A 20,434-nucleotide genomic window follows, 5' to 3' on the forward strand; every position below is an offset into this window, starting at 1 on the left:
ATGGATCACACGGCCGACAACGCAGCCGATCTGGTGGCCCGCTTCGAGCGCGAGGACGACCTCGACGCCCTCGACCAGGCCATCACCCAGTACGAGGCGGACGCAGGAGTGCCGTACGGCAGGGCGTTGTTGCAGCGCTACGGCCGCACGGGCGCGCAGGAGGACCTGGACCGGGCCGTGGCCGCCATGTTGGCGGCCCTGGAACAGAGTCCCGAGGAGGCCGAAGTGCTGGCCGGCGCGGCCGACGCGCTGGTCGTGCGGTGGGACGCCAGGTCCGATCCGGCTGACGTGGAGACCGCGATCGGCTGGTATCGGCAGGCGATCGACCTCGCACCGGGGTCGGCCGCGACCCTGTCGAAGCTGGGGCTGACGATCGCCAGGCGGCGGCTGCTGGGGGCGGGTGACGCCGGAGACCTGGCCGAGGCACTGATCCTCTGCGAGGAGGCCGTCGCCATCGACCGCACAGCCGGCGACTCCGATGCCGACCAGGACCGGGACGCCGGCCTGGCGACGCACCTGAGCAAGTTGGCGCTGGTCATGAGCGCGCGGGCGGTCGAGGCCGAAGACCAGGCGCTCGCTCAGACCGCGGTCGAGACGATGGACGACGCGCTCGCTCTGCTTCCGGGAAACGGCCCACTGCGCTGGGGACTCGAGCTGCCGAAAGTGTCCGTGCTCGCCAACCGCTATCTCCTGACGCGGCGCCCCGAAGACCTGGCTGTCACCACCGCCGCCTGCGCCGCCCTGCTGGAGAGCATGCCGGCCGACCTGCCCAGCCGCCACCTGGCCCACATTCAGTACGGCATCATGATCTACACCCGCTTCGGCGAGACCCGTGACCGGGCCGATCGGGACCGGGCGATCACGGTGCTGCGCGAGGCGCTCGGCGACCCGCATCCCGGATCGTCCGCGATCGAGCGGGTCGGCGACGAGCTGCTGCGGACCCTCCTCTGGAACCGCATATCCCCGGGCCCGCGCCTGGGTGACGTCGACGAGCTCATCGCCCGGCTCCGTGCCCTGCTCGCGGACACGCCCGATGACAAAGAGCTGCGCCAGGAGCTGTACGAGGCGCTCAGCGCCCGGTTCTCCATCACCGGCGACCAGGCCGACCTGCCCTCGGGGGACGACCTTGAGGACGAGGTGAGCCGGGCGTCCGCGAGGGTGTTCAACGCCATCACCGGCAGCTTGGAGGAGTTGGAAGCGGCCATCGCCGCGGCCGAGAGGGTGCTGGGCTCGCCCGGCCACGACGAGCACCGGCTCGGCAACCTGCGCATCAGCCTGAGCGGGGCGCTGTATGCCCGGTTCAGCCACCGCGGCGACCGCCGGGATCTGGATCGCAGCCTCGCCCTGCTGACGGATGCGATCTCCGGCGTACCCGATGGCGGCCCCCTGCGGGGCCATCTTCTGACCCAGCTCGCCCTGCACAAGGCGGCGAAATACGACGTCACCGGAGACCCTGCCGACCTGCGGGCCGCCTCCGCCGACGCCACCGAGGCGGCCGGCATCTTCACGGCGGCCGCCGGTGCGGTGGAGGCCGCTGACAGGGGACTCGTCGACTACGCGCTCGGCCAGACGGCGCTGCGCCGCTACCGGCGCGATGGTGATCTTGCCGACTTGGAGGCGGCCATCGCGGCTTACCAGGCGGCGCGCGACGCGCTGCCTGACAGGAATCCTCTACGCGCCGCATGCGAGGCCGAGTTGAGCGAGGCATTCCTGGAACGGGCGGCGCGCGGCAGGTCGGCGGATAATGCCACCGCCATCGGCATGGCCGAACGCGCGGCCCGCAGGGCGCCGACCGGAGACCAACGGTCCCGCGCGCTACTGTCGGTGGGCCGGGCCAGGTCGCAGCAGTTCCTCCTCACGGGGGATGTCGCGGCGGTCGACGCCGCGATCGACGCGTACCGGCGAGCCGTAGCCGGGCTACCGCTGGGCCGCACGGATCGCACGACCGCCCTCGCCGGACTGTCCGAGGCACTGAAGATCCGGGCCGAGCTGACCGGCTCGCCCGCCGATCTGGACGCCGCTGTGGAGGCAGGTGAGCAGGGATGGCGGGAGCCCGGCGGTGCCCAGGGCCGGGTGATGGCCGCCATCAGCCTGTCCGACGTGCTGTGGATACGCAGTCAGCGCACCGGCCGGCGGTCCGACGTCGACACCGCCATGGACGTCATCGTCGCCGCCGAGGGCCTGGCGGTGGGCGACCTGCGCCGCCTGCTCTGCCGCTTACAGCTGGCCACCGTGCTCGCGCAACGCTTCACGCTGATCGGCGATCCGGCCGACATCGACAAGTGCGTCGAGATCGCCCGATCCGTGCTGGCCGAGTTGCCTGGTCACTCACCGGTGCTGCTTCTGGCGTACGAGATCCTCAGCGGGAATCTGTGGAAGCGGGCCGGTCACCGCGGCGACCTCCGCGACCTGGACGAGGCCATCGAGATCAGCGATCTGGCTCTGGCCGTCCCCACCATCGACCACCGGCAGCGGATCGTCCTCCTCTACAACAAGGCCGGCATGTTGCGGGAACGCTTCGACGTCCACGGCGAGCGCGCCGACCTCGACGACGCCATCGAGGCGGCCCAGGCGGCACTGGCCGCGCTGCCACAGCGCCATCCGCATCGTCCCATCGTCGCCAAGGGCCTGGCACTGCTGTACGTCACGCGCTACGACGGTGGCAACCGCGACGACCTCACCGAGATCATCCGCCTGGGCAGTGAGGGGCTGGCGGCTACCAGGAAGGACGACTCCTCGTGGGCAAGTCATCAGCATGTGGTGGGGCACGGGATGCTCCTGCGGTTCTGGGAGACGCGTCGTGCCCGCGACCTGCGGGCCTCCATCCGTGCTCTCGAGGCGTCGGTGTCCGCCACCCCGCTCGACGATCCCGCGCTGGGACCCCGCGCCGGCCAGCTCGGCCTCGCGCTGAATGAGAGGTACGAGAGCCGCGGCCGCGCCCGCGATCGCAACGGCGCCATGGCCGCCTTCCGGATGGCGGCCGGGGTGACCTCGGCCGGCGCTCTGACCCGCCTTGTGCACACGCGCCTGCTCGCCGGTTACTGCCTGCGTTATGACAGCCCGGCCGAGGCGTTGGAGCATTACCGCGCCTGCGTGCAGGAGTTGCTGCCGCTGGCGGCCTGGCGCGGCCTCGACCGCGCATCCCAGGAGAACCAGCTCAAACAGGTCGGCGGGCTGGCCGGTGAAGCGGCTGCGGCCGCGCTGGCCTGCGACTCCCCCAGGGCCGCCGTCCAGCTCCTGGAGCAGGGCAGGAGTGTGCTGTGGGCGCAGTTGCTCGAAACCAGGAGCGACCGCAGCGAGCTGCGTGCCCGGCATCCGGAGCTCGCAGCCGAGTTCGACGAAGTGAGCGCCGTACTGGACGGCCGCGACGACCCGCAGGCCGCCGGATCGATCCAGCCCGGCGAGCTCGGCCCGCTGGGGCGCCTCACCCCGCATCAGGAGGCGGATCGGCGGCGCGACGCCACGGCCCGGTTCAGCGAGTTGCGCGACCGGGTCCGGGAGTTGCCCGGTTTCGCGGCGTTCCTGCGGCCCCCCGACTTCGCGACCCTGCTGCGGACCGCGGACCGGGGGCCCGTCGTGATCGTCAACGTGGACCGCCTCCGCTGCGACGCGCTGCTGCTCACGACCGGTGGGCTGCGCGTACTCCCGCTGCCCAGGCTCAGCAAGGACGAGGCCACCCGGCGAGCACACGCCTTCCACCAGGCCCTCGCCGTGGCCTCCCAGGGTCCTGCGGCCTGGATCGCCGCGACCCAGACCGTGCTGGCCACCCTGGAGTGGCTGTGGGACGCCGTGACGCAGCCGGTTCTCGACGCGCTCGCACTGCCCGGGGTGTCCAGGATCTGGTGGTGCCCGACCGGGCCGCTGGCCACGCTGCCGCTGCACGCCGCCGGCCGGCATCGTCCTGGCGGCACCACCACGTGGGCCGGCGAGTATGTCGCCTCCTCCTACACGCCCACCCTGCAAGCCCTGCTTCGCGCCAGGAACACGCCTCCTGCGCCGCCGTCCGCCACGACCTTGGTGACGGCGCTGAGCGTCACACCCCGCCCGGACGACCGCTACCCCGACCTGCCCCATGTCCCCACCGAGGTGCAGGCGATCCGGGACGCCCTGGGAGCACGCGCCGTCGTGCTGGAGGAGGCCCGCGCCACTCGGCAGGCGGTGCTCGACGCCATCCCGGCGCACCCACGCGTCCACTTCGCCTGCCACGGCGACCAGGACCCCAGCCGGCCTTCGGCGAGTCATCTGGCCCTGTACGACGCCGACCTGACCGTGCTCGACCTGACCGCCGTGGGTGTGGACGGCGGCGATCTGGCTTTCCTGTCGGCCTGTGAGACCGCCCAGGGCGACACCGCCCTCACCGACGAGGCCATCCATCTGGCCGCGGCGTTCCACCTGGCCGGCTACCGGCACGTCATCGGCACCCTCTGGACGCTGAACGACGCCACCGCAGCCAAGGTGGCCCAGGACGTGTACGAGGAACTGACCCGAAATGACGCCACAGAACCGGCTCTGGCGTTGCACCGCGCGGTCACGCGCCTACGTTCCGAGTCCGGCAGCCCGATGACTTGGGCACCCTTTGTCCACATCGGGGCCTGACGGCAAGCTGTTCGCGCGTGGAACCGGTCGTGGTGGCGGCGGCGATGTCCGCTACCCGCATCAGGCGTCGAAGCGGTGGCGGGCGGTCTCGATGTGGCCGAAGTACTGGTGGGTCCAGCCGCAGATGAGATCGACCGTTGCACGCAGGGCTTGGCCCGGCTCGGTGAGGGTGTACTCGACCTGCGGCGGCACGGTGGGGTACACCTTTCGCTCGGCCAGGCCGTTGCGCTCCAGCATGCGCAGGTTCTGGGTCAGCATCTTGTGGCTGATGCCCTCGACCTCGTTGCGCAGCTCGGTGAAGCGGAGGGTGCGCTCACCGAGAGCCTCGATGATCAGCAACGCCCACTTGTTGGCGACATCCGAGAAGATCTCTCGCGCCAGGGAGTCCGCGCGCCTCAGGTCCGCCTCGTCGGACGAGCCTCTGAACGGCTTGGTCACCATTACGTTCCCCAGTCACTGAAAAGTGCGCCCTTCCACGTCAGCGCATACTCTCCTATGGTTTCTGAGTAACCGCAAGAGAGCACGGGTGTCTTGGTTCGGCCGACGTGAGCCCCGGTGCCCAGACACTGAACAGATGCTCTTGACCACTGAGCGCCGAAGCGGCCGACCACGGCGCTCGGTTGCCTTTGAAAGACTGACTAGGAGATCTCGTGGCTGTTTCGCTCATCAACCCTGACAGGCATGTCCGAATCCCGATCTACCACCACGTCGCGGTGGCGACGGGGAGCAGGCAGGTCCACATCGCGGGACAGGTCGCCTGGGACGAGAACGGCGAACTCGTGGCACCGGGCGATCTCGCCGGGCAGGTCGCCCAGGTCTACCGCAACGTCGCCAAGGCGCTCGATGCGGCAGGAGCAACGTTTCACGATGTCGTCCGCTTCACGTGGTACGCCGCAGGCTGGAAGAGAGAGATGTACGCCGCCTTCAACGCGGGCATCGAACAGGCGGCCCGCGAGTTCGATATCGCTACGCCGCCGGCGGCGCTGATCGGGGTGGACATCCTTTTTGAGCCCGGCATTCTCATTGAGGCCGAAGTCACCGCAATCATCGATTGAAGGCGGCCACGCGGAGGGAGGGCCATCCCGCCACCTCAGCGGTACGACGTCGAGGGACGAACGGGGACCGGTCCCGGATAAGAGAAACGCGCCTTCACTGACATTTGATGTCAGTGAAGCTCCGGAGACTATGCGCATGCCCGTTCAGATCAACCACCGGTCCCCTATGCGGCTGCTCATCGCTGCGGCCTTCACAACCGCGCTTGGCAACAATATTCAGCTCATCACCGGGGCGCTGCTGCTGGCCAGGGAACAGCAGAACATGATGGCCGTGGGCTGGTTGTTCATCGCGGTCGCGCTCCCCCAGGCCGTCCTGTCTCCGTACCTGGGACGACTCGCGGACCGCCTGGATCGCCGCTTCCTGTGGATCGCCTGTGACACGGTAAGCGCGATCGTCGCCCTCGGCCTGCCGCTGTGGCTGGCCGCGGGCGGTGCGAGCGAGGTCGGCATCTACACCGCGAACTTTGCGCTCGCCCTGGTCAGCGCGATCTTCATTCCGGCGAGCGCGGCGCTGATCAAGGAACGAGTTCCCGCTGGTACGGTCCTGCGCCGTTTCAACGGCCACTACGAGATGGCCACTCAGGCCGGCATGCTGTTGTCCGCGACCGTCGGCGGACTCGCCCTCCAGGTCTTCGGCGCCGTACCCCTGCTCGTCTTCAACGCGGGCACCTTCGCCGTGTCCGCCCTGTGTGTGGCCGCCACCGGCCGAACCAGGGCTGTCACCGGCCTCGACTCCCAGCCAGTAGACCACACGGGCACGGGCCACCTTCCGCTTCCGATGGGCAGCCTGATCCTTCTGTACGCGCAGGGCAGTGTCGTGGTCACTGTCTTCAACGCGCTCTTGCCCACGTACGTCTTGCTCGAGCTCAATCGCGGCGCGGGCACCTTCGGCGTCATAGACGCTCTGGGCAGCCTCGGCTTCCTTGCCGCCGCTGCCGGGTACCGGCTGTTCGCCCAGCGGTACTCCGATTTGCGCATCGCCGTGGCAGGTTTCCTCGCGTGTAGCCTGCTCATCGTCGTTCAGGGACAATTGGGTGTCACCGGACTGGCCGTGCTGGTCCCCATCGGCGCGTTCGTCTTCGGCCAGGCCAGGATCTCCTCGCGAAATTTGCTGATGGCCCGGGCCGATCGTGCGGATATCGGCCGGGTCTTCGGTCTCGCCAACGGCGGCGGGCTCGCCGCGACCATCGCCATCATGCTGCTCGTGGCTACCGTCACCGATCACACGAGTGTGGGATTCGGTTTCGCCGCCCTCGGTGTGTTCGCGCTCCTGTCCACGATCTGGGCACTGGTGCTCCAGCGACGTGCCATCAGGGTGACCGAAGCAACTGCATCACCAGCCGAGCAGACCGACGGTGACGGCGCCGTGCTCCGGTAGCCCGCAGCCGAGACGGACCGGATCCCCCGTCGGCGGGTCCGGTCCGGGGGCAATGCTGACACGCGACTGCGCCACCACCTCATTCCTTTGGCCGTAGAAGTGGAGAGAGTCACAGCAGGATGCCGGCCAGCTCCTCCAGCAACTCGGTCGTCCGGCGAGCTCGAGCGGTGTCGCCGATGGCGCGGCCGATCACCTGGTCGACGCTGCGGGCTGCGCGGCGGGTGACCGCCTGAAGGACTCCGTCGGTCACTCGGACCCGGGTGCGCCGCCCGTCGCCCGGGTCGGTCTCGGCTTCCACCAGTCCACGCGCTTTGAGGCGCGATACCGACGCGGACACGTGGCTCTGCACAAAGCCTGTCCGTTGGTGGATCTCGCTGATCGAGCTGGCGGGGTGCTTGATCACGTCTTCCAGGACCGCGGCCTCTCCAGGCGTGAGCGACAGGTCGCCGGCCTCGCCGGTGACCTGTGAGGAGAGCTCGATGAGGCGCTTCCCCAACCGGTGCAACTGTCCGCCATCCATTCGCGAAGGATACATCGCTGCAGAAATATCGCCAGCGATGTATCGTCAGCGATGAAAGAGAGGAGGCAGCGATGGGACCACACGGCTCGCTGAAGGGCGTGGCCAAGACGGCGCTGGGGGTGGCGATGGTGAGGGCAGGCGAGAGCCTCAGGGACGATCGGCTGTTCAACGACCCGTACGCTCAGAGATTCCTGGACGCTGCGCCCCGGGCCTTCCCCGAGGAGCCCACATCCGCCGAAGACCTCGCGGAACTGGGGCCGCTGGCGTCCTTGGGCGCCGTGTTCGCCTTCCACGGAGTACTTCGCACGCGGTTCTTCGATGACTATCTGCTCACCGCCACGGCCGCCGGTTGCGCACAGGTGGTTCTACTCGCCGCGGGGCTCGACACGCGTGCCCTACGGCTTCCGTGGCCGGGCGGTGTGAGGATGTTCGAACTCGACCTTCCCGAGGTGTTCGCCTTCAAGGAGGCGGTACTGGCCGGATGCGATGCGGTGCCGACGTGCGAGCGCAGCGTTCTTCCTGTCGATTTGCGCGAGAGCTGGTCGGGCGAGTTGGTCGCGGCCGGGTTCGATCACGCGGCTCCGACAGCGTGGCTGGCGGAGGGGCTGCTGCTCTACCTGACGGCCGATGAGGCCGCGCGTCTGCTGACAGCAGTCGGCGAGCTGTCCGCGCCGGGCAGCCAACTGGCCTTCGAGCATGGCGACATCGCCGGCTCCGTGCTCCTCGCCCAGGCTCGTGGCATGCCGACGATGGACCCGTACACATCGCTGTGGAAGGGAGGACTGGGCCAAGACGCTCCCGGCTGGCTCCGCCGGCACGGCTGGCAACCCCAGATCAACGATCTTGCCGAACTCGCCGCCTGCTACGGCCGTCCCGCCCCCGGTCCCGCGAGCGGAGGTTTCCTCACCGCCGTTCGTACCCGTCGCTGGGCGGTTGTGGCATGAGCGGTCATGCGTGCTGATCGGCGCCGAGGAAGGATGTCAGCAGCGGGAGCAGGGCGTCGGGGCGGTCGAGCGGGATGATGTGGCCGCAGTCCTCGATGAGATGGCCGGTGAGGTCGTCGGTGAGGGGTCGCAACTGCCGTTCGAGGGCGGCGCCGACGGGGTGGGAGCCGATGGCCATCGTGGGCACGGTGAGCCGGTGAGAGTCGACGGCGTTCTGGATCTGTCGTGCGCTGGTGGGCAGGGCTCGATAGTAGGAGAAGGCACAGCGCAGGGCGTCGGGTCCGGTGTAGGCGCTGACGAAGGCGTCTCGGATCCGGCGTGGCAAACCGCGGCCGTGGGTTCCGGTGGTGAGGAACCAGTCGATGTAGTCGGCTTCGTGCCCGGTCAGGACCGTCTCGGCGAGATCTGGAACCGAGTGGAACCCGAACCACCACGGTGGCCCGTCGGTGAGGAAGTCCTCGGCGCCGGGCAGCCGGCCCAGCAATGACTCCATGAGGACCAGCCGTCGTACGCGGGCGGGCCGTCGCATGGCCAGCAAGAAGGCCGGAGGGGCGCCCGCGTCGATGCCCACGACCGCCGCCGATGGTTCTTCCAACGTGTCGAGGAGTTCTTCGGCGTCGATGGCGAGGGTGCCGGCGTCATAGCCGTCCGCTGCTCTCGTCGTGCCGCCGAGCCCTCGCAGGTCGGGGGCGATGACACGGTATCGCCCGGCGAGGCCGGTGATGACCTCGGTCCACAGTCGCCAGGTGTGCGGGAAGCCGTGCAGCAGCAGGACGGCGGGCCCATCCCCGGCGATCGCCACGTTGATCTCGATGCCGTTGGCCGCGACCCGGCGTAGGGAGGTCTGAGGGGTGGAATGGCGGATGGCGGGGGCAGGGACGGCACCAGGCATGATCTCTCCGAAGTCGGTAACCAGTGGTTACCACCAGAGATTAGGTAACCTCATCTACGAGGCCAAGACGGCACTTTCTCGACAGGTGGTGAGCTGCAGGTGACCTCCTCTCCAGCCGGCACGGCGAAGGGCGTGCGCGGTGACCTCTTCGATCCTGAATGCCCGACCCGTCGACTGCTGGATCGCATCGGCACGAAATGGACGTCCATGGCGGTCAAGGTCCTCGCGCAGGCATCCCCGCTAGAGGTGCGCTTCGCCGAGCTTCGGCGGCGGATGCCCGGTGTGTCGCAGAAGATGCTGTCCACTACCCTGCAGAGCCTGACCCGCGACGGCCTGGTTACCCGTCGCGTCGAGCCGACCGTGCCGCCGCGCGTGCACTACCGGCTCACCGACCTGGGTCTGTCCCTCGAGGTCGCGCTCGCCGCCGTCAGGGCCTGGGCCGAGGAGAACATGGCCGAGATCGACCGTGCCAATGCGATCAGCCAAGGCCAGGCCGACGACGCCGACGCGTAGCTCCATATCGCGCGGAACAGCCTCATTTGCTCTTCTTTTCCGTCCACGGCTCGTACGTGCTGTCCCCCGGGAGCACCCAGACCGCCACATCAGGCCTTGCGATCGTCCGTAGCGGCGTCGCCTTGCCGGTCGCTTTCGAGACCCGGTAGATCGCCACGCCGGTCCTGGTCCTCGATCGGACGATCACGTGTCCCGCCCGGTCGAAGTCCAGGTCGTCGATGTACTGCCCGCGCGGCAACCGCACGGTGACCGTGCCGCCCGCGCGGCCGGTACGCAGGTTGAGCAGGCGCAGCTTGCGGTACTTGGGGTACGTGCCGACCAGCACCGCCGTCGTCACGTAGTCGTTCGCCAGCGCCGTCGGCCCCAGCCGCGTCTTCAGCCGCAGCCGGGTGCGCAGCCCTCGGTCGAACAGCGTCAGCCGTTCCCCGTCCAGCAGCAGCCGCTTGCCGTCCGGGCTGAATCCCACGAATCCCCACTCATCCGTCTTTCCTGGAGGCGGCAGCACCTTGCCTTTCCGCAGGTCCGCGAAGACCCCCAGCCCCGGCGCCGACGTACCCGTGACCACGTAACTGCCGTCGTCCGACACCCACGGCCACTCCTCGTAGATCGTGTCCGTCGTGTACTTCCGCGACACGACCCTTTCCCTGCTGCTCAGAGTGCGCTCGACGAACCGCTTGTCCGATTTCCGGAAATAAAGGAAATGCCGCCCATCCCCACTGACCAGGAACGGCGCCCGGGCACCGGCATTGACCGCGTCATCAGGCGCCTTGGCGAGCGCCTCCGGCACCTCCACCACGTCTCCGTCGGTGAGCACCAGTTCCCAGGTCTGCGTCAGCTGCGCGTACGCGATCGTGGCCGGCGCGGCAGCCGCCGCAGGCTGTGCGATCAGTGTTATGGGGGTCAGGAGAAGTGTCCCCAGAGCCGTACGAAATCTCATGCATCATGAGATGTCGGAGGTTCTCAGAATGTTCAGGGTCGTGGTGGGTAGGGCGATCCAGCCCTCCGTGGACGCCGCGTCGGACTGCTCCCCTGTCGGTACGGTCACCAGGCCGAGGGCCGATGCGCGTGCGGCGAGTGCGGAGACGACGGCGTCGGTGGCGTCGTCCGAGGCCCGGCAGAGCGGCTCGTACTCGCCGAGGTCCAGCCAGGGCGCCGACTCCAGCAGCCGGTTCACGAGAAGGCCCAGCTCGGTGAGGTTGGCGGCGCGCTTGTAGCCCCGGTACGGCAGTCCCCATCGCTTGAGACAGGCCGCCGGGTAGACCTCCACGACGGCCCCGACGCCGCGCCGGTCGACCGGCCGGCCCCGGCGCGCCAGCTCGGCCAGCAGGGCGGCACAGCGCATGGTGGCGTGGCCGATGCGGTCGGCTGACACGCTGAGCGGCGTGAGCCCGGTCTGCTGGTGCACCACCTGGTCCGTGACGCGGAGGGCGAGATCACGCCGCCAGGCCCGGCCCGCGAGACCCTCGGGCACCTGGACATGGCCGGCGCGGTGGGCGGTGACGAAGTCGACGAACCTGTCGGGCCAGCCGAGCGGGCAGTCGATCCCCGCCTTGCTCGCGCCCATCACCGCATCGACGATCACATCGTCGTCCGCCCCGGCCACCACCCGGACGAGCCGGGCACGGCCGCCCGACCAGTCGAGCCAGGCCACCGCGGTCCGTACCGCCTCCGCGGCGAGATCGACGCCGACCGTCAACACACCCTCACGATAGGGCCCGACTCACCAAGGGCTCACCATATGAGACGAGATCAGACGCAGGGCGGGTCAGTCCCAGGTGGGGAGCATGCCCTCCGGGTAGCGGGCGCCGAAGCCGCCGGTCGGGAGGATCTCGGCGATGTGCTTCAGGTCGGTGTCATCGAGGGTGAGGCCGGCGGCGCCGACGTTCTCCTCCAGCCGCTCGATGCTGCGGGTGCCGGGGATGGGAACGATGTCCTCGCCCTGGGCCAGGAGCCAGGCCAGGGCGAGCTGGGCGACGGTGGCGTCCTTCGTCGCGGCCAGGTCGGCGAGCCGTCGGGTGGCCTCCAGGTTCTTCTCGTAGTTGCCGGGCTGGAAGCGGGCGTCCCAGCTGCGCATGTCGGTGGGATCGTACTCGGCGCCGGGCTTGGCCTGGCCGGTGAGGAAGCCGCGGCCGAGCGGCGAATAGGGGACGAACCCGATCCCAAGCTCGCGCAGGACGGGGAAGAGGATCTCGACATCCCGCTCGAACAGCGAGTATTCGGTCTGCAGGACCGAGACGGGCTGTACGGCGTGCGCCCGGCGGATGGTCGTCTCCCCCGCCTCACTCAAACCGAAATAGCGGATCTTGCCGGCGTCGATGAACTCCTTGACCGTCCCGGCCACGTCCTCGATCGGCACATTGGGGTCGACCCGGTGCTGGTAGAGCACGTCGATGACGTCGACGCCGAGGTAGCGCAGGCTGTTGTCGACGACCTCACGGATGTGCTCGGGGCGGCTGTCGACCCCGCCCTCCCGGGTGCCGGTGAAGTCGAAGCCGAACTTGGTCGCGATGACGACCTCGTCGCGCACCGGGGCGAGCGCGGCCCCGACGATCCGCTCGTTCTCGCCCTGTCCGTAGAGCTCGGCCGTGTCGAAGAACGTCACGCCCAGCTCGTGGGCGCGGCGGATCGTCGCGGCCCCCTCGTTCTCATCCGACGGCCCGTACGCCAGGGAGATGCCCATCGCGCCGTATCCCAGTGCTGACGCCGTCAGCCCTTGCCGTCCGAGAGTCCGTTGTTCCATGGCGCGTCCTCGTTCCCGTAGATGTAAGAGAGCTCTAACATTAAGTAAGAGTACTCTAACATTGGAAGGGGAGGGAGAATCGTTCGCCGTGAGCAGTCCCACGCCGCCGAAACGCGGGTACCACCACGGCGACCTGCGCGCCGAGCTGATCCGCGAGGGCCTCGCACTCCTGGCCGAGTCGGGCGTCGCCGGTTTCTCCGTGGCGAAGGTCGCCGTCCGCGCGGGTGTGTCGTCGGCCGCGCCGTACCGGCACTTCCCCGATCGAGAGGCGCTGCTCGCCGCCTGCGCGGCCGCCATCCTCAGCGACATCACCGCCCTCCTCGTCGAGGCGGCCGAAGGTGCCGGGCCCGATCCCGTGGACCGGCTCGCCGCCACCGCGGGCGCCTACACCCGCTACGTCCTGGAGCACCGCGCCGGACTCGACCTCCTCTACTCCTACGACTTCGCCGAGCCCAACCGACCGACCATCCAGGAGCAGAGCCGCCGCCTCACGGCCGTACTCATGCGCCTGGCCTCGGACGTGCTGCCCACCGACACCTCCTGGGCCGACACCGCCGACTTCGTCTACGTGCACCTGTCCACCACGCACGGCTACGCCACCCTGCTCTTCAACGGCACCCGCCCGCCGCAAGACGTCGAGGATCATGCGGCCCGCGCCGTCACCGCGGCCCGCGACCACATCACCGGGCATCTCCTGCGCCTGCGCGACGCCCGCTGACGGCCCGGCACCAGACCAAGGGCTGATGCGGCCGCCCGGTCGACCGGGCGGCCCCACCGTGCGAGTTCGGCCGCCGGCTCGACGAGGCGTGGGTGCCGAACGCCCGGCTCAACGACAGCCGGACCGGGGTGGGCGCCTGACGGGGACGCCCATCCGTCGCCGGCTCACCCCCTGAGCGGACGCAGGGCGGAGCCCCAGGCGAGGACTTGGTCGAGGACGAGGTTCAACCGGTCCTCCTGGGCGGCGGCGGGCTTGAAGCCGTCCGCGAAGTCGGTGTGGATCGACAGCCCGACCTGGTTCGACACGGTGGCCACGCTGAGCAGGCCCAGGACGTGCCGCAGGTGCGAGATCGCCCGGGGCGCGCCGTCCACGCCGTAGCCGACGAACCCGGCCGCCTTGTTGTTCCATTCCGTGTACAGGAAGTCGAGGGCGTTCTTGAGTGCGCCGGGGTACGAGTTGTTGTACTCGGGGGTCACGATCACGAACGCGTCCAGGGACGAGACCTTGGCCGACCAGCGCTTGGTGTGCTCGTGCTGGTAGTTGCCCATGGCGGGGTGCTCGGGCTCGTCCAGGTTGCCCAGGTCGTAGTCCTTCAGATCGACGAGCTCGTACTCGGCGTCGCCTCGCTTGACCGCCAGATCGCGGACCCAGTGCGCCACAACCTCGCCGTTGCGGCCAGGACGGGTGCTGCCCAGGATGATGCCTACCTTCAGCATGTCAATGCTCCCTCAATCGGTTACGCGAACCACCGTAGGGAGACCTACTGAGATACTGAATGCGCTGCTGTCCAACATTTATACGCCAGCGTCTCAGGTTATAGACTCGTCGCATGGATGTGCTGAGCGACGTGGTGGCCTTCATGCGGTGCGGGCGCCCCACCTCCGCCCGCGTCTCCTGGCGGGTGCCCTGGGGCATGTCGTTCCGCGCGGCGCCTGGGTTCGCCGGTTTCCAGGTGGTGCTGCGCGGATCCTGCTGGCTCATTCCCCAGGATGGCGAGCCCGTTCCGCTGAGCGTGGGCGACCTGGTGTTCCTGCCGCACGGCGACTCGTTCGGGCTGGCCGACGATCCCGCGCGGCCGCTGGTCGAGTCGGACTGCGACCCGCATTCCGAGCTGTTCGCCTCGGCCGATTTCGGCGGCGCCGGGCCCGAGACCGTGACCCTGTCCTGCGGCTACCGGCTCGACCTCGACAGGACGCACCCGATCCTGGACTCGCTGCCCGGCGTGATTCACCTGCCCGCGACGCTCGGCAGCCACCCGGAGCTGCGGGCCGCCGTCGAGTTGCTGGCCGCCGAGATCGACACCCCCCGTCCCGGCACGGACACCGTCGTGTCGTCCCTGCTCGACATGTTGCAGCTGTACGTCCTGCGGGCCTACTTCGAGACTCAGGACGAGCCCTGCACGCTGTCCGGCTGGGCCGCCGCGCTGGCCGACCCCGGTATCGGCCGCGCGCTCGACGCCATCCACCGCGACCCGGCCCGCCGCTGGACGGTCGAGTCGCTCGGCGCCCACGCGGGCATGTCGCGCGCCGGCTTCGCCCGCCGCTTCACGGGACTGGTCGGGCAGCCGCCGCTGGCGTACCTGACCTGGTGGCGGCTGATGAGCGGGGCGCGCATGCTGCGCGAGTCCGACGCGTCGGTGGCGGAGGTGGCCGAGCGAGTGGGGTACGGGTCGGAGTTCGCCTTCGGCAACGCCTTCAAGCGAGAGTTCGGCGTGGCGCCCGGCCGGTACCGCCGCCAAGTCGCGGTGGCCTAGAAAGCAGTGGCCGCGCGGGCTCGGGGCCACATACGTTCGCCTCCATGATTGACGCAACTTTCGGGCATCCGCGCCTCGCCACGATCTACGACCCACTCGATCCGGACCGCAGCGATCTCGACGCGTATCTCGCGATGGCGGAGGAGTTCGGCGCGCGGTCCGTGCTGGACATCGGGTGCGGCACGGGCGTGTTCGCGCTGCTGCTCGCCGAGCGCGGGATCACGGTCACCGGGATCGATCCCGCGCGGGCGTCCGTCGACGTCGCGCGTGGCAAGCCGGGTTCGGAGCGGGTGCGCTGGCTCGACGGCGACGCTGGAGACCTGCCGCCCATGCAGATCGACCTGGTGACGATGACCGGGAACGTCGCCCAGGCGATCGTCGATCCGCAGGCATGGCGTACGACGCTGCGTGGCGCGTACGAGGCGCTGCGGCCCGGCGGGCGGCTTGTCTTCGAGACGCGCGATCCGGCGCAGCGCGTGTGGGAGGAGTGGGCGGAGTGGACGCGCGAGACCACGTACCGCATGACGGACATCCCGGGCGTCGGCCACGTCGAGACCTGGGCCGAGCTGACGGACGTGAGCCTGCCGCTGGTCAGCTTCCGGGGTACGCACGTGTTCGCTGCGGACGGGGACGTGCTGACCTCGGAATCGACACTCCGCTTCCGCGAACGTACGGAGATCGAGCGGGACTTGCACGAGCACGGCTTCGTCGTCGAGGACGTACGCGACGCACCCGACCGGCCGGGCAGGGAGTTCGTGTTCGTGGCGCGGCGCGGTACCGCGGAACCCGTCCCTCCCGGAATGCCCTAGGGAGCGTGCGCACACACAGCGCCGAGCGGACCGGCGTGCTCAGTCCTCCCTGAGCGCGGGGAGGCCGGCGGCCAGCGCCTTGAGCGCGCGGCTAAGGGTGGGGAGGAAGACGGGACAGGTCGCGGCGATGTCGGGGTCCTGGGCGTACAGCTCGGCGAGGGCCGGCGAGGGGTTCGAGACGGGGTAGAGCACCCCGGCCAGGGCGCTGGCAGCGGAGACCAGCTCCACCCCTTCACTGTCCGTCAAGCCCGTCACCTGGGAGACGCGCGTGCCCAGGTCGGCGATGACGGCCAGGATGGCGCGCTTGAACGTGCGGGCCGCCTCGACGGACACGTTCTGCTCCAGGGAGGTCGAGGCGTGACTCATCAGGTCGCACAGGAGCGGCCGGTCCACGAGCGTCTCCGCGAGTGCCGTCACCGCGTCGTCCGAGACCTCGAGCCGGGCGATGACTGCTGCCGACCACTCCTGCCACTCCTCGGCGGCCAGGATGAGGAAGATCTCCTCGCGAGTCCCGAAATATCGCATGATGTTGGACTTCGCCAGCCCGACGGCCTCCGCGACCGCGCCCAGGCTGACGTTGCGCACCCCGGAGGCGACGGCGAGGTCGCGGGCGGCGGCGAGGATCGCCTCGCGCCGCTGCTGCTTGTGCTCCGGCCGCCTGGCCCGGACGAATGCCCTCGTCATGTCGCGCTCCAGCATACCGACCAAGAGTTTAGAGAATACCGTTCTCTTGTTAAGGGAACGCTGTTCTGTTAGCGTCGGCCTCCTACAGAGGGAGGAAGCGTGTGACCGAGATACGGATGCGGGTGAACGGCGTGGTCGAGTCCCTCGACATCGAGCCGTGGGTGAGCCTGCTCGACGCCCTCCGCGACCACCTGGGGCTGACCGGCCCCAAGAAGGGCTGCGACCAGGGCGCATGCGGTGCCTGCACGGTCCTCGCGGACGGCGTGCGGATCAACGCCTGCCTGGCCCTGGCCATGCAGTACGCGGACAAGGAGATCACCACGATCGAGGGGATCGCGAAGGACGGCGAGGACACGCACCCGATGCAGCAGGCGTTCGTGCGCCATGACGGGCTCCAGTGCGGCTACTGCACCTCGGGCCAGATCTGCTCGGCCGTCGCCATGCTGGCCGAGCACGCCGCGGGCATGCCCAGTTCCGTCACCCCGTACCGAGGCGGTACAGAGCTGACCGACGACGAGATCCGAGAGCGCATGAGCGGGAACCTGTGCCGCTGCGGCGCCTACAACGGCATCCTCGACGCCATCAGGGACGTCGCCGCGCAGGAGGCGCCATGAAGCCGTTCGCGTACGTGAAGCCCCTCGACATCGCGGAGGCCGTGGAAGCGATCGGCCCCGGCGCGAAGTTCCTCGGCGGCGGCACGAACCTGGTCGACCTCATGCGCGAGGGCATCGAACACCCGGAAACGGTGGTCGACATCACCGGGCTGCCGCTCGACGAGGTGGACGAGCTGCCCGGCGGCGGGCTGCGGATCGGCGCGCTGGTACGCAACAACGCCCTCGCCGCCGACCGAAGGGTCCGCGCCGCCTACCCGGTCCTGTCGCAGGCGATACTCGCCGGAGCCTCGCCCCAGCTGCGCAACATGGCCACCGTGGGCGGCAACCTGCTGCAACGCACCCGCTGCCGCTACTTCTACGACCAGGCGTACGCCTGCAACAAGCGGGAGCCGGGCGCCGGCTGCGACGCGCTCGGCGGGTTCACGCGCGGCCACGCCGTCCTGGGCGTGAGCGAGAACTGCATCGCCACCCATCCCTCCGACATGTGCGTGGCGCTCGCCTCCCTGGACGCCACGGTCGAGGTCAGGAGCGTACGCGGGACGCGGCGGATCCCGCTGGCGGACTTCCACCTGCTGCCCGGCGACACCCCGGAGGTCGAAACCGCGCTGGCCGCGGACGAACTGGTCACGGCGGTCGAGCTGCCGCCCGCGCCGGTCGCGGCCAACTCCCGTTACCGGAAGGTGCGCGACCGGGCGTCGTACGCGTTCGCCCTGGTCTCGGTCGCGGCGGCGCTGGAGGTGCGGGACGGGACCGTGACGGCGGCCCGCCTGGCGCTGGGCGGCGTCGCGGCCAAGCCGTGGCGCGCCCACGAGGCGGAGCGGACCCTGGTCGGCGGTCCGGCGACCGAGGAGGCGTTCGGCCGGGCAGCTGAGGCCGAACTGGTCCCCGCGACCGTCCGGCCGGGCAACGCGTTCAAGGTCGAGCTGGCCCGGGCCACGATCGTGGCCACGTTGAGGGAGCTTGTGGATGAGTGACAAGTACGTCGGCCGTCCCGTCGATCGGCTGGACGGCCGGGCCAAGACCACCGGGCAGGCTCGTTTCGCGGCCGAGCACCCGTACCCGGACCTCGCCCACGCCGCGCTCGTGCACGCCACGATCGCCCGAGGCCGCATCACCGCCATCGACACCGAAGCGGCGCGGGCCGTGAAGGGCGTGATCGACGTTCTCACGCACGAGAACGCCCCCGCCATGAAGCCCCCGCCCTCCCAGAGCCTGCTGAACCCCAGCACGATGGTCATCGGGACGTCGGTCAACTACCTGGCCACGGACGAGGTGCACTGGAACGGCCAGCCTGTGGCGGTCGTGGTGGCCGAGTCGCCCGAGGCGGCGCGGCACGCGGCGGACCTGGTGCGGCCCACGTACGAGGAGCTGCCCGCCGTGGTGGACTTCGCGGCCGAGGAGCCGAACGCCACCCCGCAGAAGGGCAACGCGCTGATGCCGGCGGCGGCGAACAAGGGGGACGCGGAGGCGGCGCTGGCGACCGCGGCGGTCTCGGTGGACCTGCGCTTCACCACGCCGTCGCACAACCACAACGCGATCGAGCCGCACGCGACGACCGCCGTGTGGGACGGCGACCACCTGACCGTGCACGAGGGCACGCAGGGCATCGCGTGGATGCGCAGCCACCTCGCACAGCGGTTCGGCGTTCCCCAGGGGAACGTCCGCGTGCTCTCCCCTTACGTGGGCGGCGGGTTCGGCGGCAAGGGCTCGGTGTGGGCGGGCACGCTGCTCGCCGTACTGGCCGCCCGGGCCACCAAGCGCCCGGTACGGCTGGCGCTCACCCGGGCGGGCGTCTACCACACGGTCGGCGGCCGGACCGCGAGCACCCAGCGGGTCGCGCTGGGCGCGGACTCCGGTGGGAAGCTGACCGCGCTGATCCACACCAGCGTCGCCAGGACGGGCCGGGTCGGCGGCGGCCCCGAGCAGATCACCTCGGCCTCCAGGCACCTGTACGACTCCCCGAACATCCGCCTGCGCCAGAGCCTGGTCCAGCTCGACCTGGTCTCGAACACGTTCATGCGGGCCCCGGGCGAGTCCATCGGCACCTTCGCCCTGGAATCGGCCGTGGACGAGCTGGCCTGGGAGCTGGGCATGGACCCGATCGAGCTGCGGATGCGCAACGAGCCCGCGCGTAACCCGCTCGACGGCAAGCGGTTCGCGCACCGGATGTTGCGCGAGGCGTACGAGGTGGGGGCGGAGCGGTTCGGGTGGCGCGAGCGCGATCCGCGGCCCGGGTCGATGCGCGACGGGCGGTGGCTGGTCGGCATGGGCGTGGCGTCCGCGTACCACCCGGCCTTCCAGCTCCCGGCGAGCGTCACCGTGCGGCTGGGCGCGGACGGCGGGGTCGTGGTGCGGTGTGGCCTGCACGAGATCGGCGTGGGCGCGGCGACCGCGCAGGCGCAGATCGCCGCGGACGAGCTGGGCGTGCCGCTGAAGTCGGTACGCGTCGAGATCGGCGACTCCGAGCTGCCCGAGGGCCCGATGGCGGGCGGCTCGGGGCAGACGGCGAGCGTGGCAGCAGGCGTGGTGGAGGCCTGCCGCAAGCTGCGGCGTGCCGCGCTCGATCTGGCGCGGAAGTCGCCGGACTCCCCGTTGCGCGGCGTGACCGCTCCAGAGGCCCGGGACGGCGGGCTCTACCAGGGCTCCCGTGGGGAGACGTACGCGGCGATCCTGGCCCGCGCCGGCCGCGACCATCTGGAGGCCGCGGCCGGGATGGGCATGCTCAGGTTCCTGGCGAAGACCGTCCGCGACCGCAGGCGGTGGGTGAAGGCCGCGTCCGGGGCGCAGTTCTGCGAGGTGCGGGTGGACCGGGACACGGGCGAGGTACGGGTGTCGCGCTGGGTGGGCGTGTTCGACGTCGGCAGGGTGATCAACGCGAAGACGGTGGCGAGCCAGCTGCGCGGGGGCATCGTGATGGGCATCGGCCTGGCGCTGTCGGAGGAGACGCTGGTCGATCAGCGCACCGGGCGGATCGTGAACGCGAGCCTGGCCGAGTACCACGTTCCCGTGCACGCCGACATCCCGCGCATCGACGTGGACTGGCTGGACGAGCCGGACCCGACGATGCCGCTGGGACTGATCGGGGTGGGCGAGGTGGGCATCACGGGGGTCGGCGCGGCGGTGGCGAACGCCGTGCGCCACGCCACGGGCAAACGGGTCCGTGATCTGCCGATCACGCTCGATAAGCTGCTTCCTCTCTGAGTGCCGAGGAGGCGATC

19 protein-coding genes are annotated in these 20,434 nt (G+C 70.0%); 11 read left to right on the forward strand and 8 right to left on the reverse strand.

Annotated elements, in window-relative coordinates; all coding sequences use genetic code 11:
* On the forward strand, positions 1 to 4,596 hold the full coding sequence (locus tag ACQPWU_RS55185) for a CHAT domain-containing protein (protein ID WP_433435111.1): 4,596 nt from the start codon (positions 1 to 3) through the stop codon (positions 4,594 to 4,596).
* Positions 4,597 to 4,656: 60 nt separating this feature from the next.
* Here ACQPWU_RS55185 and ACQPWU_RS55190 read toward each other — a convergent pair whose 3' ends face one another.
* Positions 4,657 to 5,037 carry a winged helix-turn-helix transcriptional regulator gene (locus ACQPWU_RS55190; RefSeq protein ID WP_433435112.1) on the reverse strand — a complete coding sequence of 127 codons (381 nt, stop codon included), beginning with the start codon at positions 5,035 to 5,037 and terminating at the stop codon, positions 4,657 to 4,659.
* A gap of 209 nt (positions 5,038 to 5,246) precedes the next feature.
* Here ACQPWU_RS55190 and ACQPWU_RS55195 point away from each other — a divergent pair, with 209 nt between their 5' ends.
* A complete protein-coding gene (locus ACQPWU_RS55195) occupies positions 5,247 to 5,651 on the forward strand; it encodes a RidA family protein (RefSeq protein WP_433435113.1) in 405 nt (134 codons plus the stop codon).
* Between the two features lie 136 nt (positions 5,652 to 5,787).
* Positions 5,788 to 7,029 carry an MFS transporter gene (locus ACQPWU_RS55200; protein WP_433435114.1) on the forward strand — a complete coding sequence of 414 codons (1,242 nt, stop codon included), beginning with the start codon at positions 5,788 to 5,790 and terminating at the stop codon, positions 7,027 to 7,029.
* 109 nt (positions 7,030 to 7,138) lie between these two features.
* Here the strand turns inward: ACQPWU_RS55200 and ACQPWU_RS55205 are convergent, their stop codons facing one another.
* Positions 7,139 to 7,549: a helix-turn-helix domain-containing protein gene (locus ACQPWU_RS55205; RefSeq protein WP_433435115.1), complete on the reverse strand. Its 411-nt coding sequence runs from the start codon at positions 7,547 to 7,549 to the stop codon at positions 7,139 to 7,141.
* Between the two features lie 71 nt (positions 7,550 to 7,620).
* On the opposite strand from ACQPWU_RS55205, the gene ACQPWU_RS55210 reads away from it, so the two are divergent.
* Complete coding sequence (locus ACQPWU_RS55210) at positions 7,621 to 8,493, forward strand: SAM-dependent methyltransferase (RefSeq protein WP_433435116.1); 873 nt, start codon at positions 7,621 to 7,623, stop codon at positions 8,491 to 8,493.
* A 4-nt stretch (positions 8,494 to 8,497) separates the two neighbouring features.
* Here the strand turns inward: ACQPWU_RS55210 and ACQPWU_RS55215 are convergent, their stop codons facing one another.
* Positions 8,498 to 9,385 carry an alpha/beta fold hydrolase gene (locus ACQPWU_RS55215; RefSeq protein WP_433435117.1) on the reverse strand — a complete coding sequence of 296 codons (888 nt, stop codon included), beginning with the start codon at positions 9,383 to 9,385 and terminating at the stop codon, positions 8,498 to 8,500.
* A 132-nt stretch (positions 9,386 to 9,517) separates the two neighbouring features.
* On the opposite strand from ACQPWU_RS55215, the gene ACQPWU_RS55220 reads away from it, so the two are divergent.
* Positions 9,518 to 9,898, forward strand: a complete 381-nt coding sequence (locus ACQPWU_RS55220) for a winged helix-turn-helix transcriptional regulator (RefSeq protein ID WP_433435118.1) — start codon at positions 9,518 to 9,520, stop codon at positions 9,896 to 9,898.
* A gap of 22 nt (positions 9,899 to 9,920) precedes the next feature.
* Here ACQPWU_RS55220 and ACQPWU_RS55225 read toward each other — a convergent pair whose 3' ends face one another.
* The 3 genes from ACQPWU_RS55225 to ACQPWU_RS55235 form a co-directional block, all read right to left on the reverse strand.
* On the reverse strand, positions 9,921 to 10,835 hold the full coding sequence (locus tag ACQPWU_RS55225) for a hypothetical protein (RefSeq protein WP_433435119.1): 915 nt from the start codon (positions 10,833 to 10,835) through the stop codon (positions 9,921 to 9,923).
* Positions 10,836 to 10,838: 3 nt separating this feature from the next.
* On the reverse strand, positions 10,839 to 11,597 hold the full coding sequence (locus tag ACQPWU_RS55230; RefSeq protein WP_433435120.1) for a DUF429 domain-containing protein: 759 nt from the start codon (positions 11,595 to 11,597) through the stop codon (positions 10,839 to 10,841).
* A 66-nt stretch (positions 11,598 to 11,663) separates the two neighbouring features.
* A complete protein-coding gene (locus ACQPWU_RS55235) occupies positions 11,664 to 12,638 on the reverse strand; it encodes an aldo/keto reductase (RefSeq protein ID WP_433435121.1) in 975 nt (324 codons plus the stop codon).
* An 88-nt stretch (positions 12,639 to 12,726) separates the two neighbouring features.
* Here ACQPWU_RS55235 and ACQPWU_RS55240 point away from each other — a divergent pair, with 88 nt between their 5' ends.
* On the forward strand, positions 12,727 to 13,356 hold the full coding sequence (locus ACQPWU_RS55240; RefSeq protein WP_433435122.1) for a TetR/AcrR family transcriptional regulator: 630 nt from the start codon (positions 12,727 to 12,729) through the stop codon (positions 13,354 to 13,356).
* A gap of 164 nt (positions 13,357 to 13,520) precedes the next feature.
* Here ACQPWU_RS55240 and ACQPWU_RS55245 read toward each other — a convergent pair whose 3' ends face one another.
* Positions 13,521 to 14,072 (reverse strand): NADPH-dependent FMN reductase, encoded by a 552-nt coding sequence (locus ACQPWU_RS55245; RefSeq protein ID WP_433435123.1) that lies wholly within the window; start codon positions 14,070 to 14,072, stop codon positions 13,521 to 13,523.
* A 113-nt stretch (positions 14,073 to 14,185) separates the two neighbouring features.
* Here ACQPWU_RS55245 and ACQPWU_RS55250 point away from each other — a divergent pair, with 113 nt between their 5' ends.
* Complete coding sequence (locus ACQPWU_RS55250) at positions 14,186 to 15,109, forward strand: AraC family transcriptional regulator (RefSeq protein ID WP_433435124.1); 924 nt, start codon at positions 14,186 to 14,188, stop codon at positions 15,107 to 15,109.
* 44 nt (positions 15,110 to 15,153) lie between these two features.
* Entirely contained in the window at positions 15,154 to 15,918 is a 765-nt protein-coding gene (locus ACQPWU_RS55255; protein WP_433435125.1) for a class I SAM-dependent methyltransferase, read from the forward strand.
* Positions 15,919 to 15,957: 39 nt separating this feature from the next.
* On the opposite strand, the gene ACQPWU_RS55260 is transcribed toward ACQPWU_RS55255, so the two are convergent.
* Positions 15,958 to 16,602 carry a TetR/AcrR family transcriptional regulator gene (locus tag ACQPWU_RS55260; RefSeq protein WP_433435126.1) on the reverse strand — a complete coding sequence of 215 codons (645 nt, stop codon included), beginning with the start codon at positions 16,600 to 16,602 and terminating at the stop codon, positions 15,958 to 15,960.
* Positions 16,603 to 16,718: 116 nt separating this feature from the next.
* On the opposite strand from ACQPWU_RS55260, the gene ACQPWU_RS55265 reads away from it, so the two are divergent.
* The 3 genes from ACQPWU_RS55265 to ACQPWU_RS55275 are packed head-to-tail and all read left to right on the forward strand — an operon-like array spanning position 16,719 to position 20,417.
* Positions 16,719 to 17,216: a (2Fe-2S)-binding protein gene (locus ACQPWU_RS55265; RefSeq protein WP_433445533.1), complete on the forward strand. Its 498-nt coding sequence runs from the start codon at positions 16,719 to 16,721 to the stop codon at positions 17,214 to 17,216.
* Positions 17,213 to 18,190 carry an FAD binding domain-containing protein gene (locus ACQPWU_RS55270; protein WP_433435127.1) on the forward strand — a complete coding sequence of 326 codons (978 nt, stop codon included), beginning with the start codon at positions 17,213 to 17,215 and terminating at the stop codon, positions 18,188 to 18,190. Before ACQPWU_RS55265 ends, ACQPWU_RS55270 begins: the two co-directional genes overlap by 4 nt.
* Positions 18,183 to 20,417: a xanthine dehydrogenase family protein molybdopterin-binding subunit gene (locus ACQPWU_RS55275; RefSeq protein ID WP_433435128.1), complete on the forward strand. Its 2,235-nt coding sequence runs from the start codon at positions 18,183 to 18,185 to the stop codon at positions 20,415 to 20,417. The genes ACQPWU_RS55270 and ACQPWU_RS55275 overlap by 8 nt, the downstream gene beginning before the upstream one ends.
* Positions 20,418 to 20,434 lie beyond the last annotated feature (17 nt).

Source organism: Nonomuraea sp. CA-141351 (genome assembly GCF_050944675.1).
In the GTDB taxonomy this organism is placed as follows: domain Bacteria; phylum Actinomycetota; class Actinomycetes; order Streptosporangiales; family Streptosporangiaceae; genus Nonomuraea.

What these genes read in the sequence shown, in the direction of transcription:
- ACQPWU_RS55185 (WP_433435111.1), top strand. Translation starts at nt 1, where the DNA reads ATGGATCACACGGCCGACAACGCAGCCGATCTGGTGGCCCGCTTCGAG.
- ACQPWU_RS55190 (WP_433435112.1), bottom strand. Translation starts at nt 5,037, where the DNA reads ATGGTGACCAAGCCGTTCAGAGGCTCGTCCGACGAGGCGGACCTGAGG.
- ACQPWU_RS55200 (WP_433435114.1), top strand. Translation starts at nt 5,788, where the DNA reads ATGCCCGTTCAGATCAACCACCGGTCCCCTATGCGGCTGCTCATCGCT.
- ACQPWU_RS55205 (WP_433435115.1), bottom strand. Translation starts at nt 7,549, where the DNA reads ATGGATGGCGGACAGTTGCACCGGTTGGGGAAGCGCCTCATCGAGCTC.
- ACQPWU_RS55210 (WP_433435116.1), top strand. Translation starts at nt 7,621, where the DNA reads ATGGGACCACACGGCTCGCTGAAGGGCGTGGCCAAGACGGCGCTGGGG.
- ACQPWU_RS55215 (WP_433435117.1), bottom strand. Translation starts at nt 9,385, where the DNA reads ATGCCTGGTGCCGTCCCTGCCCCCGCCATCCGCCATTCCACCCCTCAG.
- ACQPWU_RS55225 (WP_433435119.1), bottom strand. Translation starts at nt 10,835, where the DNA reads ATGAGATTTCGTACGGCTCTGGGGACACTTCTCCTGACCCCCATAACA.
- ACQPWU_RS55235 (WP_433435121.1), bottom strand. Translation starts at nt 12,638, where the DNA reads ATGGAACAACGGACTCTCGGACGGCAAGGGCTGACGGCGTCAGCACTG.
- ACQPWU_RS55245 (WP_433435123.1), bottom strand. Translation starts at nt 14,072, where the DNA reads ATGCTGAAGGTAGGCATCATCCTGGGCAGCACCCGTCCTGGCCGCAAC.
- ACQPWU_RS55250 (WP_433435124.1), top strand. Translation starts at nt 14,186, where the DNA reads ATGGATGTGCTGAGCGACGTGGTGGCCTTCATGCGGTGCGGGCGCCCC.
- ACQPWU_RS55255 (WP_433435125.1), top strand. Translation starts at nt 15,154, where the DNA reads ATGATTGACGCAACTTTCGGGCATCCGCGCCTCGCCACGATCTACGAC.
- ACQPWU_RS55260 (WP_433435126.1), bottom strand. Translation starts at nt 16,602, where the DNA reads ATGACGAGGGCATTCGTCCGGGCCAGGCGGCCGGAGCACAAGCAGCAG.
- ACQPWU_RS55265 (WP_433445533.1), top strand. Translation starts at nt 16,719, where the DNA reads ATGCGGGTGAACGGCGTGGTCGAGTCCCTCGACATCGAGCCGTGGGTG.
- ACQPWU_RS55270 (WP_433435127.1), top strand. Translation starts at nt 17,213, where the DNA reads ATGAAGCCGTTCGCGTACGTGAAGCCCCTCGACATCGCGGAGGCCGTG.
- ACQPWU_RS55275 (WP_433435128.1), top strand. Translation starts at nt 18,183, where the DNA reads ATGAGTGACAAGTACGTCGGCCGTCCCGTCGATCGGCTGGACGGCCGG.